Genomic DNA, 18,652 nt, shown 5'->3' with positions numbered 1-18,652 from the left:
AGCGCGGCGCCGCGAGGCGGTGGACACCGACGGCCGTGTGACCTAGTTCACAGCATGAACACGGTCCGCACACGTCGGCTCCACCGATCTCCGGCGGTGACGAGGGCGCCGCGGACTCACGCCCGCCCCGGCTCCTCCAACAACCCCTCGCACTGCCCCCGGAGCCACGTCATCCCGTACGTCTCCGCGCCCCGGGACGCCTCCCGCAGCAGCCGTACCGCGTTCGGTTCGCTGCCCGGGCCGCCCATCCGGCGCGTCGCGCGGGCCTGGGCCAGGCGGAGGCGGGCCAGTTCGGGCTGGGAGGAGCGGGCCGGGACGGCCGCGCGGCGGAAGTGGTCGAGGGCGGTCTCCGGTTCGCCCGCGGCCAGCGCGAGGACACCGCAGGCGCGGGCGGTCGGGCCGACGAGGACGGTGGGCCAGCCGCCCAGGGCGATCTGCTCGCCGTCGTGCGGTGCGAGGCGGGCCCGGAGCGTGGGCAGCACCGGCGCCAGCTCGGCGTCGAATCCGCCCTCCAGGTCCAGCGCCGCGCAGACCTCCGCCAGCAGGACGAGCGCGGGGACGGCCCAGCCGGACGGCGGGAAGCGGTCGACGTCGGCGACGCAGCCGAGGAACAGGTCCGCGCCCTCGGCGTACTGCCCGGTCTCGCACAGGGCGAGGGCCAGTCCGGCCCGCCAGACCGGGAAGTAGGCGTGCCGTTCGACGTCACCGGCCAGGTCGGAGGTGAACAGTTCGGCCAGCCGGCCCTGCTGTCTCAGCAGCCAGTAGGCCTGGCCGAGGCGGGTCTGGGTGAGGTTGTCGGCGGGAACGGCGTAGTCGGCACGGAGGAGTTCGATGAACTTCAGCGACTCCACGAAGATCCACTCGGCCGCCGCGTCGAACCGGCCGTGCCAGAGGTCGAGGAGGGCGTCGAGGGTGTGCCGCTGCCAGCGGGCGAGGGCGCTGTGGGTGTCGGCGGCGTGCTTGCGGTACTGGTTCGCGGTGGCGAGGGCGCTGAAGATCCGGCCGTTGCGCAGCTGGTCGACGGCCACCGCCATCAGTGCCTCGCCCCGGAAGTACGGGGAGTCCTGCCGGGCCGCGGCCTCGCGCAGCCGCTCGGAGAGCGTCAGCGACTCGGGGGCCGGCAGGAAGTCGTAGCGTGCCCACCGGCATTCGGTGAGGACCTCGCAGCGGACCTCGTCGTCGCCGTCGTCGGGTAATCGGCGCAGGGTGTCCTCGGCGAGCCGCGCGCCCTCGGCGGGTCCCGCGAGTCCCGCGGCGGTGTCCTGGCTGACGGCCAGCGCCATCTTCTTCGCCAGATGGGCTTCGAGCCGCAGCCGCAGCCCCGCCGCCTCCGCGCCGCCGTCGCCGTCCAGCGCGGCCAGGCAGCCCCGGATGGACTGGAGCAGCTCGCGGTCGACCTGCCCGGGGTCCGACCAGCGGCGCGCCATCCTGATCACGGCCTCGGCCTGCGCCCGCGGATCGCCCTCGGCGCCGCGGTAGGCGGCCGTGTAGTGCCGTTCGGCCTCGCGCATCTCGCCCGCGGCGTGGCTGAGGTCGCCGCGCCGCAGCAGCCTGCGGAACTCGGCCCGGTCCGGTCCGGCGGCCGAACGCCCGTCCCGCTCCGGCGACGTGACCGCCCCGGCGGCCCGCTCCCCCGCCCCGCCCCGGACCGCCTTCGGTACGGCGTCGGTGCCCGGCAGCGGTGCCAGTCCGGCCAGTGCGCCCTTGGCGTCCAGCACCGCGTCGCAGAGCTGGGCCAGTTCCAGGGACGCCCTGCGCCGCCCGTTCTCCACGCGGCTCAGGAAGCTGCGGCTGCAGTAGACCTTGCCGGCCAGCTCGCTCAGCGACATGCCGGCCGCGATGCGGCGCCGCCGTAACTCGGCGCCGAACCCGTCGTGCTCGATGACCATCCCCCCAACAACGCACCGCCCGATCGGTGTTGCCAAATACCCGCTGGCAACACCTGACCCCTCCGGACCGGCCCGACGACCGGGGAAGCTGTCTGTGCCGGAGCCTACGGGCACGGGGGCGCGTCCCATGGGGGAACGGGCGCACTCGTCATGCCTTCGGACGATCCCGAGGCGCGTGCTGCGGTCGATATGCCGGGGGCATTCGACCGCAGCACATCCGGCGTCGCCCCCGTGTCGCACGGGCCACCGAAGAGCTGACCGAACGCGGGGAATGGGGGGTCCACGGTCCGGGGCGCGCGGGGGGCGCTCCGGACCCCGGATCGCGACCGGGCCGCGGCGCGGCTCCGGGCCGGCGCGAGGACCGTCGTACGGACGGACCGGTCGCGCACGGGCTCCGCGCGGCGGACGCACTCGGCGGGGAGGCACCCGGACGCGGGTCGGCCCGGTACGCCCGGGCGCGGGCGTACCGGGGCGAGACCGCCGGGTCCTCAGCCCTGGCTGCAGTAGTCCACCCAGCGGTGCGAGGAGATGTTGTTGTTGACGCTCTTGCCGAACTGCTCCAGGCCCGCGCCGTAGGTGAAGCGGTATTCGCCGGTCGTGGTGTCGGGCCAGCTGTCGCCCTGGCTGATGCAGGCGTGCGCGCCGCCGGCGTTGGGGGCGGTGTACAGGTCGACGGCGTCCAGGCCGCCCGCGTAGCCGTTGTTCCAGATGTCGGAGGTCAGGTTGCGGCAGCTGCCCCAGTTGTCGGAGTTGCCGGACCACTTGCACTCGCGGCCGCCGCCGTAGGGCTGGGTGTAGACGTGGAGGTAGCCGTCGTTGGCGAGTTGGGCGCTCGCGGTCTTCTGGGTGCCCGCGTCCAGCGCGCTGGCGCTGGAGACCGGGGAGAAGAGCGCGGCGACGGCGGCGGCCGAGGCGGCGACGGTGAGGAGACGCTTGACGGACATGGTTTCCCTCGTTTCGTTGCGGTGGGGTGGTGCGCCCACGGCCCGACGGCCGTGGTGGTCTGGGTGGGCGGGGAGGCGGGCGGGCCGCGCTCAGTCGCCGCGGGCGACGATCGCGCGGGCGCGGGGCAGCGCCTCCCGCTTGAGGCGGGCGAGGTCGGCCGTCTCCCGGGGGTGCTCGCGCCGGAGCCGGTCGCGGTACTCGGAGTCCAGGGACCCGGCCACGGAGGACAGGCCGCTGGAGACGGCGCAGGCCGCCTCGGCCGAGGCCAGCCGTACCTCCTTGTCGTGCGGCCACGGGGTCTTCGGCAGGGTGGCCGCGGCACGGGCCCGGGCGGGGTCCGCGTAGCGGTACGTCCGCTCGCGCATGCAGCGTGCCCACACCGTGACGGCCGCCTTGTAGCGCTTGTCGGCCGTGACGAGGCCGACGCGCATGCCGGCCAGGCTGTCGGTGACCCGGGTGGCCCTGAACCAGGCCTGGAGGTCGCCGTACAGCTGCCGTTCGGCGGTGGCCTGGCAGCCCTGGTCGCTGTGCGAGACCCGTATGCCGTTCGGGAGCCGGGCCGAAAGTCCCTGCGGGCGCGCCCCGTTGAGATCGCTCACCAGGACGGCCCTGGTGCCGGCCGGCACGGAGTGGAAGTACCGCTGGTTGGGGTCGCTGTGGACCTGGGCCTCGCGCTCGCGCCGCAGATCGGTGCCGTAGCCGTGGGCCCCGGCCCAGGCCGGGTCGTCCACGACGTAGGGGAACCGGGCCGAGACGTCCTGCGGGACGGGCGGCTCGATCCAGTACTTGTGTCCCTCCTTCTCCATGCACGTCCTGATGAGGAGCTGCTCCGCGAGCCGCAGCGTCTCCGCCGGGCCGCCCGCGGGGCGGGGCGTGCCGCTCGCGGACGCCCCGGGCGTCGTCGTGGTGCCCGCGCATGCGGTGGCCGTCGTCGCCAGCAGACCGGCGGTCAGCAGGGCCAGGGTCCAGCGGTGCATGGGGCGGCTCCCGGGGATCCGGTCGGACGGACGTGGTGCTTTCGAGCGGTTGACGCCCCGCGGGTCCCGTCCGTATGCCCCCTGGATCACAGGGTTTTTTCTTTCTCCGGCGCTCATACGACGGCCGTCGGAGAACCGTCCTCCCTGCACGCGACCGGCCTCGCCGACCGTCGAGAACAGGTCAACCGGCACAAGGAGGGAGAAGCGCCGCCGCCCTGAGCGGTGACGGGCACCACCGACCCCACCTGCCCTGACATCGCAGGTGAGGGACACCGGTCCGCCGCATCGATCGAATCCGGTCACGGCGGTCCGGCCCTTGCTGTGCCCCGGCTATGTCATGGGCATCTTCGCCGCTATGTTGGCCGTGCTCCATCGGGCGGGTGGTGCGGCGATCGGGGAACGATGTTCGAAGTGCGGCTGCTCGGTCCGGTGGAGGTGTGGGCCGGCGACCGGCGGGCCCCGCTCGGCGGTGTCAGACCTTTGGCGGTCCTGTCGGCACTGGTCGTCCACCTCGGTGAGGTGCTCTCCACCGACCGGCTCGTGGACTGCGTCTGGGACCAGCGGGCACCGGCCACCGCGGGCGCCCTGGTCGCCACCCACGTCTCCGCCGTGCGCCGGGCACTGGCCCAGGTCACCCAGGACGCCGTGGTCACGACGCGGCCACCGGGCTACGTCGCCGACCTCGACCCGTCCCGGATCGACGCCCGCCGCTTCGAGGACCTGCTCGCCTCGGGCCGGGCCTCCGCCGCCGCGGGCCACCGCGAGGAGGCCGCCGACCTGCTCGGCGAGGCACTGGCCCTGTGGCGCGGCCCGGACGCGCTGGAGGGACTGGCCCAGTCCTTCGCCCGGATCGAGGCGGCCCGGCTGGGCGAACTGCGGATCCTCGCGCAGGAGGAGACCTTCGGGCTGCACCTCGATCTGGACCGCGCGGACCGGACCATCGCCCCGCTGCTCGCGCACGTCGCCGCCCACCCCCTGCGGGAGCGGCCGCGCGGCCAGCTGATGACCGCGCTGGTCCGCACCGGCCGCGTCTCCGACGCCCTGCGCACCTACCAGGAGGGCCGCGCGGTCCTGCGCGAGGAACTGGGCATCGATCCCGGCCCGGAACTGCAGGCACTGCACCAGGCCGTCCTGACCAACGACGCACAGCTGGCGGGCACGTCACGCCCGCCCGGCGGCCCCGGTCCGGCCGGCCCCCCGCAGCCGCCCGGCACCGCCCGCCCGCCCGGCACCGGACGGGAACCCGCGGCGCCCCCGGGACCGCCGGCCGCCAACCGTCCCGCCGCCACCCCCGCGCCGTCCCATCTCCCGCCGGACATCGCCGACTTCGTGGGCCGCACCGAGCAGATCGCCTGGGCCGCCGCGCTGGTGGGCGGGGTCGACGAGGCCGGCCGTACCGCTCCGCCGATCGGGGTGATCTCCGGCCGGTCCGGCACCGGCAAGACCGCGCTCGCCGTGCACGTCGGCCACCGGGTGTCCGACCTCTTCCCGGACGGCCGCCTGTTCGTGGACCTGCGGGCCGCCGACAGCGCGCCGCTGCAGCCCGCCGACGCCCTCGCCCGGCTGCTGCGCGCCATGGGCGCCGACCCCGAGACCCTGCCGACCTCGGTCGAGGAGCTGACCGGGCTGTACCGCACCCACATCGGGCACCGGCGCGTCCTGCTGATCCTGGACAACGCGGGCGGCGAGGCACACGTACGGCCGCTGCTGCCGCCCGGCCCGGGCTGCGCCGTCCTCGTCACCAGCCGGCGCCGGCTCGTGGCGCTGGAGGGCTCCGCCCACCTGGACCTGGCCGTGCCCGGCCAGGCGGAGGCGCTCGAACTGCTGCGCCGCGTCGCCGGACAGGGCCGCACGAACGCCGAGCCGGAGCAGGCCGCGGAGATCGTCTCGCTGTGCGGGCGGCTGCCGCTGGCGGTGCGCATCGCGGGCGCCCGGCTGGCGGCCCGCCCGCACTGGGCGGCCGGCCGGCTCGCCGACCGGCTGCGCGACGAACGCCGCCGGCTGAGCGAACTGCGCGCCGGAGACCTGGAGTTGCGCTCCAGCCTGGAGCTCGGCTACGCCGACCTGGACCCGCCGGAGCGCCGGGCGCTGCGCCGGCTCGCCCTGCTCGACCTGCCGGACTTCGCGGCCTGGATCGCCGCCCCGCTGCTGGACATCGGCACGGAAGAGGCCGAGGAGGCGGTGGAGCGGCTGGTGGACTGCCACTTCATCGACGTGATCGGCGTGGACGGGACGGGACGCAGCCGGTACCGCATCCATGACCTGGCCCGCGAACACGCCCGCGAGCGCTGTCTGTCCGAGGAGAGCCCGCAGGAGCGTACGGCGGCCGTGCTGCGGCTGGTGGCGTCCTGGCTGGGTCTCGCCGAGAAGGCGGCGGCCCTCGGCCCGGGCGGAGCGGCCCGGCGCTTCCCCGAACCGGCCGCCGTACGGCCCCTCGACGCGGAGACCGAGGAGGAACTGCTGGAGCGGCCCACGTCCTGGTTCGCCGCCGAACAGGCCTGTCTCCTGGCGGCCGTCGAGTACTGCGCCGACCACGGCATGATCCGCGCCGCCCGCGATCTGGCCGGGGCGCTGATCGCGAGTTCGGCCGCGCTGTACAACCAGTTCGACGCCTGGTCCCGCTCGCACGCCGCCGCCATGGCCGCCGTGCACCGCGGCGGGGACGACGAGGGAGAGGCCTGGCTGCTCGCGGGACTTGGCCAACTCCGCTACGAACAGGACGAGTTCGAGGACTCGTACAGCTACTTCGGCAAGGCCCTGCGGCTGTTCGAGACGCGCGGTGACGTGCCCGAGGGCGCGGCGCTCGCCCTCGCCGGGATGGGGACCGTCCGCCGTGAACAGGCCGGGTACGCCGAGGCGTCGGAGCTGCTGGACGCGGCGCTGGAGCGGTACGGGGAGTCCGCGGAGCGGGGCGCCCGGGCCCGGGTGCTGTACGGCATCGGGTACGTGCACCGGGAACAGGGGCGCGGCGCGGCGGCCCGGGAGGCGCTCGCGCGGGCGCTGGAGCTGTACCGCGCGGAGGGCGACCGGCACGGCGAGGCGCTGACCCTGCGGTCGCTGGCCCTGTGCGACCGGGCCGAGGGCGCGCTCGCGGACGCCGAGCGGCTGCTGGGCGAGGCGCTGCGGATCTTCTCGGCCCTGCGGGACACCTTCGGGGTGATGTACACCGAACAGTCGCTGGCCAAGACGGAGTTGAGGCTCGGCCGTCTCGACGAGGCACGGGCGCGGCTCGGCCGCTGCCTGACCGTGGCCCGCGAGCGCCAGGACCGCTTCGGCGAGGCGCTCGTCCTGCGCACGCTCGGCGAATGGCATCTCGCCGCGGGCGATCCGGACGGCGCGCGGGAGCCGCTGGAGCGCTCCCTGTCGGCATGGGAGACGCTGCGGCTGCCCCTATGGCGGGCCCGCACGCTCCGGGACCTGGCCGCCGTACGGGAGGCGCACGGAGACGCGTCGGCCGCGCGGGCGGCCAGGGCCGAAGCGCTCGCCGTCTTCCGCGAGCTGGGCTGCCGCGAGGCACAGGAACCGGCCACGGGAACCCGGTAGCCCGCACCTCCCGCTCGGTACGCGGCACCGGCGGCCCAGGGAGCGGCCGGGCGTCGCCGTGGCCGTCCGCGCGTCTGCAGAAGTCCTGGTGGGCCGCCTGCAGGCAACTTGCAGAGGACTTGCAGCGGGGTCCGCGAAGCTGGTGCACGTGACAGAGATCATCACGCTCTCGGACGCCCGGGTCGCCGCGGTGGCGGAGGACGACTGCGGCGAACCGCTGGTCGACCTGCGTGACACCGACGAGCTGCGGATCGACCACCGTCAGGCCGACGCCGACGGCCACTACGCCCACCTCAGGGCCGGTGCGCTACGGCGGCTGGTGCGGGCCCAGCGGCTGCTGCCGGCCGGGATCCGGTTCCTGGTGGTGGAGGGGTACCGGCCACCCGGACTGCAACAGCGGTACTTCGAGCAGTACGCGCGGACCATGCGGCAGGCCCATCCGGACGCGTCGCCGGAGCGGATCCGCGAACTGGCGAGCGCCTACATCTCCCCGCCGGAGGTCGCACCGCACGTCAGCGGCGGCGCCGTCGACCTGACACTGTGCGACCCGGACGGCCGGGAACTGCCGCTGGGCACGGAGGTCAACGCGACCCCCGAGGAGAGCGACGGCGCCTGCCGCACCCAGGCACCCGGCATCAGCGCCGAGGCACGCGCCAACCGGGCCCGCATGAGCTGGGCCCTCGACGCGACCGGCTTCGTCAACTACCCGACCGAATGGTGGCACTGGTCGTACGGCGACCGGTACTGGGCGCTGCTGCGCCGGGCACCGGCCGCCCGCTACGGCCCCGCCGCCCCGCCCGGCCCGACGGCCTGACCAGCCGTCAGGCCTGACCGGCAGCCGACCTGACCAGCCGGCGCCCGGAACGCATAACGACAAGACCGCAGGGCCGAGTTCACGACACAGGGGGAAACAGCATGGAGACCAGAACCTGCGCCGCCCCGCCGACGCAGCGCGAGGACGGCGACCGGATGAGCCCGAAGGACTTCGACGCGTCCTTCGCCGCCGACATGCCACGCCTGCGCCGCCGGCTGCTGGCCCTGACCGGCAACCCGCACGACGCCGACGACCTGCTCCAGGAGACCTACCTACGGCTCTCCCGACGCGCCCGCGCCCAGAACCTGACGCGACAGCAGCACCCGTACGCCTACACCTGCACCGTCGCCCTGAACCTGCTGCGCGACGCGTGGCAGCACCCCTCCCGGCGTGAGCAGTGCACCGACCGGCTGCCCGAATCGGGCTGGGACGGCGGACTGGCCTCCTACGAGGCGTCCCAGACCACGCTGGCACTGCTGGGCGTGCTCTCCGAGAAGGAGGCCGCGGCGGTGATCCTCGTGGACCTGGAGGGCCTCAGCCACGACACCGCGGGCGAACGCCTCGGCGCCCACCGCGGCACCGTCCAGCGCAACCGGATGCGCGGCCTGGCCAAGATGCGCGACGCGCTGGGCCACTAGCCCGTACCTCCCGGACACCGGCCCGTGCCGCTCCCCCACGGGGGTGGGGAGCGGCACGCACATCCGCACCGCCGTCCCGGGCCTGCCCGGCGACGCCCCCTCCCAGCCATCCGCACGAGTATGCGAAGGAAGACTTCCTTGAACACCAGCAGCACGCGCCGCCGGACCAGCGGCGCGCTCCTGGGGGCCTCGGTCCTCGCCCTGTCCGCGTTCGTCTCCGCCCCGGCCCACGCCGCCGCCCAGGACACCACCTGCGGCGTCCTGGCGCCGGGCGCCTCGGCCGTCGCGCAGGCCGCGGTCAACGCCGCCTGCTCGCAGATCGGCGTCTGGTACAGCTGGGGCGGCGGCCACGCGGCCACCCCGGGGGCCAGCTACGGCTACTACGACGGCTCCGACCCCGACAGCCTCCACGACAACGAGCGCAAGGGCTTCGACTGCTCCGGCCTGACCCGCTACGCCTACTACCAGGCCACCGGCAAGGACCTGCTCAACGGCACGGCGGACGACCAGTTCCACAGCTCGCAGGCCTCGGCCCGCTTCTCCGCCTCGCAGGGCAGCGCCCCGCTGCTGCCGGGCGACCTGATGTTCTGGGGCAGCGGGCACATCCACCACGTCGCCATGTACCTCGGCAACGGGCAGATGGTCGAGGCGTACGAGTCGGGCACCCACATCCGGGTCGCGCCCGTCCGCACCGGCGGCGACTACGCGGGCGCGATCCGCGTCAACGGCTCGGGCACGCCGACTCCCCCGCCCGCGAACGGCGGTTCGGTCTTCGAGACCTGGGGCACGGGGGTGCGCACCCGCTCCACGCCGAGCGTGCGGGGTGCCGTGGTGGACACCTTCGCCGGTCCGACCCAGGTGTCCGTCCAGTGCCAGGAGCACGCCGAGACCGTCACCGCCGAGGGCTACACCAACGACATCTGGTCCAAGCTGGCCGACGGTTCCTGGTTGACCAACATCTACATCAAGGGCCCGGCCTCGCTGCCCGGCATCCCGGACTGCGGCGGCAGCAGCACCCCGCCGCCCTCGGGAGGCAGCAAGCCGTTCCAGACCTGGGGCACCGGCGTGCGCACGCACAGCCAGCCGAACGTCAACGCCGGCGTGGTCGACTACTTCGCCCAGCCCACCACGGTCAACGTCGTCTGCCAGGCCCACGCCCAGGAGGTCACGGCCGAGGGCTACACCAACGACGCCTGGTCCCAGCTGACGGACGGCTCCTGGATGACCAACATCTACATCAAGGGCCCGGCCTGGCTGGACGTCCCGACCTGCTGACGCGAAGACGAGATCGTCGGCCGCCGGATGCCCTGTGCGGGGGCGTGCGGCGGCCGACACCCGTAAACGGAGAGCGGCCGACGAACCGGTGAACCGGCGAACCGGTCCGTACGGGATCACCAGGTATGAGCCACGTCCACCACGAGATGGTTGGCCGTCTGGAAGACGTGGAACGGCAGCCGGGCACGGACGCCCAGTCCGGCCTGGGTGTATCCCTCGGAGCCGCCCGTGACCTTGAACTCCCGGAAGGTCCGGTACCCGGTGACGTCGACGGCCGGAAGCGGCGGGTAGGGCTGTCCGGTCGCCGGGTCGTAGCGCGAGGAGAACAGGGAGATCTCCAGAACGGCTCCGCCCTTGATCGGAACCACGACGTCGCTCGGGTCCTGACGCAGTACGTCGACGTAGCGGACCGTGTAGCCGATCGGGTCGGCCGCCGTGCCCTGGGCGTCGAAGACCAGGCGGTCGAAGCACTCGTGCTGTCCGGCCCGCACGTCGGTCAGCCGCCTGGAGGCCACGGCGCCACCGGTCTTGTCCAGGCTCCCCCACGTCACCGCACAGTCCACGGCCGCCGTCCGGGCCACCGCCGGAACCGTCCCGGCCACCAGCCCACCGCCCGCCACCATGATCACGACCAGCGCAGTACCTGTCCGTCGCATGACTACCCCCCGGTAGCTCGCGTAGGTGTGTGTCCTGTCAGACCGACGGCTTTACGGAAGGTTGTGCGCGTGCTGCCGGTGTCCTTACGGCGGCTTCGGGAATGCGGCCCGGGTGTGCCGGGTCGGGTGGTCGCGGTGGCGCCGAACAGGGGGCGGCAGACTAGCCGGGCCGTACGCCGGGGAGTCTCACAGCGCCACTGTGACCTGGGCAATCATGCAAGGAGGGGTCCTGTGTGGACACCTTGATGGCCATAGGAAGACATCCCGCCCGTTCGATGTAACCATCGTTTGACACTCTTTCTCCGGCTGCCGGGATGCCTCCGTCTTGCAGTGACGACGGAGCGTTCAGGACGGGCGTAATCCCAACGGTCCGATTGAAGCGATCTTGGCTTCCTCCCGATTCAGCCGTCGTACTGAAAGCGCGTCGGCTCGTCAAGCACCAAGCCGGCGCCCTCGAAATCGGCCAAGCGGGCCGCCACCGTGGCCACCGCCAGGCGTTCCGGGAGGGCGGTGGAAAACTTCAGACCGTGCACGACTCGGCGGTCCACGTCAGGCAGGACGAGGTTTCCGCCGACGTTGTCACGGGCCGCACGCCAGTCGGCCGGCGTGAGGTTCTCCCGCAGACGCAGCCAGCTGTCGGTGGGCCGTTGCAAAGGGTCGGTGACCGACTGGAGGGTGGCTGCCAAGGTGGCGTTGGCGCGGTAACCGGCCCAGGTCCACCAGCGGACGTCCGAGCCCACATGGGTAGTCAGTGTGCCGCCGGGGAGCACGGTGTCGGGTACGTCGGTCTCGCGCTGTTCGGCCAGGCATGCCTCCGCCCGCCGGGCGAGGGAGACGGGCGGGTTCGTGCCGAGCAGTACCTCTCGCATGGCACGCGTCAGCGCGTACGAAAGTCCGGCGACGCCGCCATTCATCCTGCGTCCACCGAGCAACAACCGCCTCGGGCCGGGGCGTTCCTCGGTGAGCACGCTCGGGTCGGTGCGACCGATCTCCGTGCGTCCGGACAGGACGGTGAACTGCGGAGGAGCAGTGAAGGAGGCAGTGAGTTCGATGAAGTGCCGTTTCCCGAAGCGGCGTTCCGCCTCGGGACCGATGAACAGCATCCCGCCGTCGCTGTCGAGGTAGCCCTCTTCTGTGAGGAAGCGCAGGATGGGGGCAGCCGACTTGCCGAAGGGGGCGAGACCGTTCCACTGCCGGTTCCACAGCTGATCGCCGCGCTTGTGCTGTTGCAGGGTGACGGCGAGCAGTTGCTGAGCCAACAGGTGGCGTGCCTCCGGAGGGGGGACGACCGGTTCCACCCAGCTGTGCGACCACAGCAGCAACAGCCCCGCCGCCTGCAGCAGGGTGTCTTCGCGGGTGGTGAGGAACAGACAGTTCCGCACGGTGCCTGCCCGCCGACAGATGCGACCGATGCGCTGCAGAAACGAGGCAACGAAGGTTGGCGAGTCGATCTGGATGACGCGGTCCAGGTCACCGACGTCAATGCCGAGCTCAAGGGTTGATGTGGAGACGATGACGCAGTCGCGTGCCTCAGCGAACGCCTGCTCGGAACGGGCACGTTCATCGACGGAGAGCGAGGCGTGGGACAGGAAGACAGTCACTTCGCGGGCGCGGAGCGCCGCGCCCAACTCCTCGGCCTGGCGGCACGATTCGCAGAAAACGAGCCGCTTCTCTCCCCTGTGCAGCGCTGCGATGAGTTTGGCCGCGTTGTCGAGCGAGCCGACGTAGTCAAGTTCCACTTCGCCCGCAGGCCTGCCGGACGGCTCGGGGCTCACTTTGACGCTGTGTCCGCTGCCGTCGGTGGCCAGCAGATGCACTCCGGGGGCGACCACCTGACCGGTGCGGCTGCCGGTACCTTCGAGTGACTCGCGCGTGGTCAGCAGGATGTCAGGTGCCTCGGCCCGGATGCGCTGCCGTTGCGATTCCTTGGTGTCGCCGTGCCAGAGTACGGTCCGTTGTCCCAGCCTCTGGGCATACGCGTCGACGCAGCCGACCAGGTTGTCGAGGAGTGCCTTGAGAGGGCACAAGTACAGCACGAATGTGCCGGTCCACTTATGCTCGGTCATTGCCGACAGCAGGCGGAAGCGGGCCGCCTCGGTCTTGCCCCCTGTCGTCGGAGCCAGCAGTAGGGCGTCCTGTCCCTCCATGAGCGGAGGGATCGCCGCCCGCTGCAGGGGCCGCAGATCAGGCCAGCCGCGGGTGTTGACGATGTGATGCAGGACGACAGGGTCGAGTCGGTCCAGTACGTCGGCATCCTCGTCACCCGAGTCTCTGCCGGCCGAGAGTCCCGCGTCCGCCATCACAGCTCCAGGTCGATGTCATCGGCCGACGCGGCGTCTCCGGAGACAGTAGCCGCCAAGTTTCGCTCGCCGCGTACCCCGGCAGATCGACGAGCGGAAGCAGCCACGTGCGGCTGGCCGTCGAGCCACGCCAGGACGGCCGCGGCAGTCGCCTCGTCACCCTCGGAGAGGGCGGCGCGGTAGCCGCGCGACGGGGTGGCGAACGACGGGGTGGCGAACGACGGGGCGTGCCGGGAAACCTCGGCAAGGCGTGCGACGAGCAGCTTCTCCACCAGCGTTCTTGGCGAAACCGGGGAAGAGGTTGGTGCCGGCGTCGTTGACGAGCTTGGCGCGCAGTTCGGCCGGGGTGGAGGGATTGCGGAGGTTGAGCGGGGTGCCCCCTCGTGGTTCTCCTCGGCGGCGAGGGCGGTGTCGAGGAGCTGCGGGGTCCACGCGAAGCCCTTACCCCACTCGTCCGTCTCCCCGTCGCCCGCGTCGCCTCCGCCCAGGCCACGGATCACCGCCTCGTCACCGCAGGTGGCACGGTTGGCCCGGATGTCGGCGAACAGGGAATCCGTCCGGTACGCCTGCGGGGTAGACGCGTCCGGGTGCAGCTTCTTGACGTGGGTGACGTACCCGCCGAGGACCCACTGTTCGACGGCCTTCGCGCCGAGCATGTGGTACGGCACGAGGCGGAACTTCATGCCGTCCGTGGTCAGCCACTCGTGCTTGGTCAGCACCGGGTCGAACTCGGTACGGGCACGGGCGGCCGGGTCTCCGCTGAGCAGCGCGTACAGCACGGCCATGAAGTGCGGCTCACCGGAACCGAACGAGCCGTGCAGGTAGGCCGCCTTGGAGCGGTGCCCGTCGAGCGAGGACTTGATGAGTGCCAGCGACCCATCGAAGTTCTCCGGCAGCCGCTCGGTGACGACGTAGTCCCTGAGCCCGTACTGAGCGCCCTCGGGTGTCGTCGCCTCGGCGAGGGACAGCACGAAGTCCGAGGTGGAGATGTGGAGATCCACCCGTACGGATGGCCGGTGAATGCCGCAACGGGCCGCCGGTGGTGGGCGGTGCCGGGAAGCAGCCCCTGAGGTGGGCTACGAAGCGGCAAGGAGGTCGTCGACCTCATGTGCTCGGCGCAGGACTTCCTCGTGACGGGAGTCATCGAGGTCGGAGAGGACTTCGGCAAGGGCCACGAGAGCGGCGAACAGCAGCATCGTGGGCTCGTCCCACTCCTCGCATAGGCGGACGAGTTGTTCGAGAACCTCGCGGGCCTCCTCACGTCGGTCGAGTCGACGCAGAGCGTCAGCGCGGTTCAACATGATCTGCTCCGTGCCGTAGCCACCAGGCTGGGAGACGTTCTCAGCCTCGTCCAGCATCCGCAGCACGTCACCGGCTACGGCATGTGCCGAGGTGCCCTGTTCAAGGGCATGGCGCAACAGGTGTACGGAGTAGTCGTTGAGGACCATGGCGAGCGCCTCTCCGTCCTCTTCGTCGGCCGTGTCCTCATGGACACGGCGGGCGATGTCAAGTGCCTGTCGGAAGGCCTCGCCCGCCTGCTGGGACCGACCGGCGCTCTCCAGGATCGAGGCGTGCAGGTTGAGTGTCTGGGCGTGGTCGGCGTCGAGCCGGTTCCCTTCGATGGCGAGAGCTCGCTCGACGGGCTCCAGGGCCGCGGCGGGGCCTTCGACGGCGCGTACGGCCATCGCATAGTTGGTGAGGTACGTGGCGTGCTTGCCGGACACGGGGTTCCCCGCCGCTTCGTAGAGGCGCAGGGCACGACGGGCCGCCGTCAGGGCGTCCGGGTCATCGGTGCGGACCCGGTGGAAGACCGAAAGGCGGTCCATCAGGTCGGCGGCCTCCTGGAGCCCTTCGCCGTAATCCTCGGCCAGGGCGACGAGGTGCAGCACATGGGGCCGGGCGTCACGCCACTCGGGCCACGAGTCGTGGTCGTGGGTGTCTCCCCGTAGGGCCACGCCGAGGAAGCGCAGAGCGATATTGGCCCAGCGTCGACGCTGTGCCGCCTCCAGGACTCCCACGGGCAGCGAGTGCATCAGCTCGGGAATGCCGACCAGCTTTTTGTCGTCCCGGGAGGTCACCATGAGCAGGCCCCGGTCGAGCAGCCGTCGCAGGCTCAGTGCCATCAGATGGGTACTGCTTCCCAGGTCACGCAGAGGGCCGGGGAGCGGGCCCCACGCATCGGTGAGGAAGGAGACGGGCAGCGGAGCAGGGGCGAGAGTGCTCAGCAGCGTCAGCAGGTCGCGTTCGGGTTCCCAGCCGAGTTGTGTGAGGCGGCGCCATTCGTAGCCGAAGTGGGCGTGGGCGAGTTCTTCGTACGCGCCGTCCTCCCTGGTGGGGAAGCGGTCCCGCAGCGCGGCCTGCACCTCGTGGTAGAGGGTGACGATGCCAGACTCGGCCCTGCTGGTCGGTCTGGCGCTGAGCCACATCCGGCCCTCGATCTTCTGAGTCAGGTCCCGTCCCTGCAGCGGGGGATCAATGTCGCCGGCCTGCGCGGCACCGAGTTCTTCGACCGGGATGCCCACGACGACATGCAGGCACCAGAGCACCAGGGCCTGGCCCGCGGCTCCGCCCAGTCCACCCGCTACGACCGCTGGGGCGGTGTCGCGCGCCTGCTGCACGCCCCGGGCGACTCGGTCCACCAGCCATCGGCCCCGTTCCACCTCGGTGCAGCCGTCCCGGAGGCCGAAGAGTTCGAAGGCTGGGGCGCGGGCCACCGCCCGCAGTGCCTCGTTCTCGCCATCCCGGTCATCGCACAGGGCATACGCCACAGCGGTGTGAACCTGGCGCAGCCCCGACCGGAAGTCCTGCCAGGTGGCCGCGAAGGCGGCCGGCACCATGGGGGCGGGCGCGGGAGGCCTCCCGTGGGAGCGACCCGTTTTCACCTCGAGGCCGTTTTTTTCACCCTCGGCCTTGCGATTCGATCCCGTCATGAGCACTGACACCCCCGCTTCGGTGGGCCGGCGGCAGCCGGGCGGCCAGCCCTCGACACGCATCTTCATCAACTACCGGACCGGCGACGAGCCGTTCGGTGCGGCCTTGATCGACACCGCGCTATGCGCCCGTTTCCGCCCGGAGGCCGTCTTCCGCGCCCCTCGGTCGATCCGTCCCGGCGAGGACTTCGCCGACGCCATTCTGAACGCGGTGAAGGAGTCCTCCGTGCTGCTGGCAGTGATCGGCCCGCGCTGGCTGGACGCCACCGACCCCAACGGCAGGCCGCGCCTGCACAATCCGGCCGACTGGGTGCGCCGGGAAATCCTTCAGGCGTTCCACAGCGGGGTGCGGGTGATCCCGGTTCTCCTGAACGCAAATCTACCGCAGGAGCACGAACTGCCCCCGGCCATCGCACAGCTGAGCAGCCATCAGTACCTGCGCCTGCATCACCGGTATGCCCCGGCCGACCTGGAACGGCTGGTCGACGAGATCGACGCCATGCTCGGCCCGACACCCTGACGGCCTCGGAGAGCACGCGGATCCGTCGGGGTTCGGGGCGGATCCGCGTGCCGCGCGTCCTGAGCAGCCGAAGCCCACAGGGAATCGCCGGACAAGTAGCCAGTTCAGCCGATATCGTCCTGCTCTCAGCGCCTTCGGCAGGAGTACCGCCATGCCGTCAGTCCCCTTCGGGCAAGCACTTCAGTTACACCGAATACGGGCTGGACTGTCCTTGTCCGGGCTGTCCGGCCTTGTTCACTACTCGCGCTCCTACCTGAGCCGGGTCGAGTCGGGGGAACGGACGGCGAGCGAGCAGTTGGCCCGGCTGTGCGACTCGGCCCTGGGCGCCAACGGGAAACTGTCCGGCCTGGTGGAGGCACCTGCCCGGCGAGCTGCCTCGTCTTCTGCTTCTGTCCCGCATCCGGATGTGACGCGGGGGCCGCCGGATACGGGTGCCGACTCCGGCCCGACTCCGCCCCCGGCCCTCTGCTCGGTCGCATTACCGGCAGTTGACGACGGGGAGGACGTGCGGTCCGTCGCCCACTTCGCCCTCCACCTCGTCGAGTTGCGCCGCCTCGCCCATCGGATGTCGCCGACGTCCGTCCTTCGGCAGGTGAGCAGCGCCGTCGATCTGCTGGGCCCACTTTCGCGAGCCGCGCGGACCCCGGCAGTCCGTCGCCAGTACCTGGAACTCCTCGCGTTCTATTGCGAGTTCGCGGGATGGATGGCGCAGGAGGCGGGGAACGGGCGGGACGCCGAGCGATGGATCGCGCGGACCGAGTCCCTGGCCATCGAAGCCGGCGCCTTCGATCTCGCCGACCACACCCTGATCCGCAGGGCCGGACTGGCGCTGTATCAGGGAGACGCCCGAAGGGTTACCGAGTACGCCGCCGAGGCGGGCCGACGCGGCACCGGCAGCCCGCGCGTCCACGCACAGGCCGCCTTCCGGGAGGCTCAGGGCCTGGCGCTGGCGGGGAGCGGCGATCTCTGTGCGGCTGCCCTGGACCGGGCAGGTGAGCTGCTGCAGGCGGCCACCGCAGTCGGCTTCGAGGAGAGCCGACAGGCCAGGGCCGGGACGAGCCGGGAAGCCCTGCCCCGGCCTGCCACGTTGGTCGTCGGCTCGGAGTGCACGTCAGATCTCGGCAGCCTGGTGGGCGGCTGGTGCCTGTATGACCTCGGACGACCGGCCGAGGCCGCGGCGGCGATACTCACCGGCCTCGGCCGGCTCCCGGTTCGCATCACCAGACTCCGTGCCCTGTTCACCGCTCGGCTCGCCCTCGGCCTCGCCGCCTCCGGCGAGCTGGACGCAGTCGTTCCGGTGTTGGACGGCTTGCTGCAGGACTCCGAGGCCCTGTGCTCCCATGCCGTCCGCACCCAGTTCCGGATGCTCGCGGCCTCTCTGCGTCGTCGGCACACTCGCCCTGACATGCGGGAGTTGCATGCCCGGGTGACGGCCGCGCTGCGCTGCGCGGGCTGCACGACGTCCGGTTGATCTGGCAACAGGCAACGATGGTGCGGCTCCCACCCGGCCCATACGCTTTTTTCGTCGCGAGGGGGCAGGGACTGGTGTTGCCCGTGGCGAGGGGGAGGCAGGGGTGGCAGGCACGCCCCCTCGCGATGCCGCGTCCGCCGTCCCCGTCACGGTCTCGCCCCCCGTAGTGGGCTGCCGGGAACCTGTACACGAATCAGAGGTTGGTACATGGGAAGCAAGCAGGCACAGCTGAACACCACACTCACGTTGAAGCAGTGCGCCGAGGTGTTCCGCATCGGAGCTCAGAAGGCGCGGGGCGTGGGCTCCGTCCTCGGTGGCGCGGCGGCGAAGGTGATGGGTAACGACCAGAGCGGTTACTTCACCCCGACCAACGACTCACCGTTCGCGAGCCTGGACGACAACCCGCCCGACTTCACGGTGGGGGTGTTCGTACCGAAATTCGCCGGCGGCGGCACGGGTAACGGGACAGCGGTCCACATGTACGTGTGGGACCGGGGGACGACGCGTTCCGTGGAGCTTTACGCACCGCACGGTCTCACCGGCGGCATGCATGCCCGGAAGCTGGTCGACAAGGTCTCCGAGTCGTTCAGCGAAGCCGACCCCGACACCCGTGTCATGGCGGGCTGAGAATCGTCTCGTCCCCTGGCGTCAGGGGCTGGCGGCAACGGGCCGCCGCCGGCTCTCATGCTCTGTC

13 protein-coding genes and 3 pseudogenes are annotated in these 18,652 nt (G+C 72.0%); 8 read left to right on the top strand and 8 right to left on the bottom strand.

The features are described 5' to 3' along the window. Positions 1–116: 116 nt before the first annotated feature. The 3 genes from ACIPTO_RS15010 to ACIPTO_RS15000 all read right to left on the bottom strand — a co-directional run bounded on the left by ACIPTO_RS15010 (position 117) and on the right by ACIPTO_RS15000 (position 3,811). The gene (locus tag ACIPTO_RS15010; protein WP_401191885.1) at positions 117–1,889 is read right to left on the bottom strand and encodes a helix-turn-helix domain-containing protein; all 1,773 of its coding nucleotides are present in this window, start codon (positions 1,887–1,889) and stop codon (positions 117–119) included. Positions 1,890–2,377: 488 nt separating this feature from the next. Beyond that, positions 2,378–2,833 carry a hypothetical protein gene (locus ACIPTO_RS15005; RefSeq protein WP_366314187.1) on the bottom strand — a complete coding sequence of 152 codons (456 nt, stop codon included), beginning with the start codon at positions 2,831–2,833 and terminating at the stop codon, positions 2,378–2,380. Between the two features lie 90 nt (positions 2,834–2,923). Then, positions 2,924–3,811, bottom strand: coding sequence for a hypothetical protein (locus ACIPTO_RS15000; protein WP_401191882.1), 888 nt, complete (start codon positions 3,809–3,811; stop codon positions 2,924–2,926). A gap of 402 nt (positions 3,812–4,213) precedes the next feature. On the opposite strand from ACIPTO_RS15000, the gene ACIPTO_RS14995 reads away from it, so the two are divergent. The 4 genes from ACIPTO_RS14995 (at position 4,214) to ACIPTO_RS14980 (ending at position 10,081) form a co-directional block, all read left to right on the top strand. Beyond that, positions 4,214–7,354 (top strand): AfsR/SARP family transcriptional regulator, encoded by a 3,141-nt coding sequence (locus ACIPTO_RS14995; RefSeq protein ID WP_401191879.1) that lies wholly within the window; start codon positions 4,214–4,216, stop codon positions 7,352–7,354. Positions 7,355–7,502: 148 nt separating this feature from the next. Then, a complete protein-coding gene (locus ACIPTO_RS14990) occupies positions 7,503–8,168 on the top strand; it encodes a M15 family metallopeptidase (protein WP_401191877.1) in 666 nt (221 codons plus the stop codon). A gap of 101 nt (positions 8,169–8,269) precedes the next feature. Beyond that, positions 8,270–8,806 (top strand): RNA polymerase sigma factor, encoded by a 537-nt coding sequence (locus ACIPTO_RS14985; RefSeq protein WP_401191874.1) that lies wholly within the window; start codon positions 8,270–8,272, stop codon positions 8,804–8,806. 138 nt (positions 8,807–8,944) lie between these two features. Next, positions 8,945–10,081 (top strand): C40 family peptidase, encoded by a 1,137-nt coding sequence (locus ACIPTO_RS14980; RefSeq protein ID WP_401191871.1) that lies wholly within the window; start codon positions 8,945–8,947, stop codon positions 10,079–10,081. A gap of 116 nt (positions 10,082–10,197) precedes the next feature. Here ACIPTO_RS14980 and ACIPTO_RS14975 read toward each other — a convergent pair whose 3' ends face one another. From ACIPTO_RS14975 to ACIPTO_RS14955, 5 genes and pseudogenes are all read right to left on the bottom strand, one after another. Further along, the gene (locus ACIPTO_RS14975) at positions 10,198–10,737 is read right to left on the bottom strand and encodes a hypothetical protein (protein ID WP_401191869.1); all 540 of its coding nucleotides are present in this window, start codon (positions 10,735–10,737) and stop codon (positions 10,198–10,200) included. Positions 10,738–11,138: 401 nt separating this feature from the next. Beyond that, on the bottom strand, positions 11,139–13,037 hold the full coding sequence (locus ACIPTO_RS14970) for a helicase-related protein (protein WP_401191866.1): 1,899 nt from the start codon (positions 13,035–13,037) through the stop codon (positions 11,139–11,141). Between the two features lie 65 nt (positions 13,038–13,102). Further along, positions 13,103–13,309, bottom strand: a pseudogene (locus ACIPTO_RS14965) (BREX system ATP-binding domain-containing protein); the annotation flags it as partial. Position 13,310: 1 nt separating this feature from the next. Continuing rightward, positions 13,311–14,059: pseudogene (locus ACIPTO_RS14960) on the bottom strand (phage resistance protein); the annotation flags it as partial. Positions 14,060–14,113: 54 nt separating this feature from the next. Next, the gene (locus tag ACIPTO_RS14955; protein ID WP_401191863.1) at positions 14,114–15,874 is read right to left on the bottom strand and encodes a hypothetical protein; all 1,761 of its coding nucleotides are present in this window, start codon (positions 15,872–15,874) and stop codon (positions 14,114–14,116) included. Between the two features lie 91 nt (positions 15,875–15,965). Between ACIPTO_RS14955 and ACIPTO_RS14950 the strand changes: the two genes are divergently transcribed. From ACIPTO_RS14950 to ACIPTO_RS14935, 4 genes and pseudogenes are all read left to right on the top strand, one after another. Further along, on the top strand, positions 15,966–16,487 hold the full coding sequence (locus ACIPTO_RS14950) for a toll/interleukin-1 receptor domain-containing protein (RefSeq protein WP_401191862.1): 522 nt from the start codon (positions 15,966–15,968) through the stop codon (positions 16,485–16,487). Next, positions 16,423–16,809 (top strand): annotated as a pseudogene (locus ACIPTO_RS14945) (helix-turn-helix domain-containing protein); the annotation flags it as partial. The gene ACIPTO_RS14950 and the pseudogene ACIPTO_RS14945, both read left to right, overlap by 65 nt. A 183-nt stretch (positions 16,810–16,992) precedes the next feature. Continuing rightward, the gene (locus ACIPTO_RS14940) at positions 16,993–17,958 is read left to right on the top strand and encodes a hypothetical protein (RefSeq protein ID WP_401192145.1); all 966 of its coding nucleotides are present in this window, start codon (positions 16,993–16,995) and stop codon (positions 17,956–17,958) included. Positions 17,959–18,165: 207 nt separating this feature from the next. Next, positions 18,166–18,585: a hypothetical protein gene (locus tag ACIPTO_RS14935; protein ID WP_401191859.1), complete on the top strand. Its 420-nt coding sequence runs from the start codon at positions 18,166–18,168 to the stop codon at positions 18,583–18,585. Positions 18,586–18,652: the final 67 nt, after the last annotated feature.

Origin of the sequence: Streptomyces sp. NPDC090083 (assembly GCF_044747445.1) — a bacterium.
GTDB lineage: Bacteria > Actinomycetota > Actinomycetes > Streptomycetales > Streptomycetaceae > Streptomyces.
This window is presented reverse-complemented; position numbering and strand designations above follow the sequence as displayed.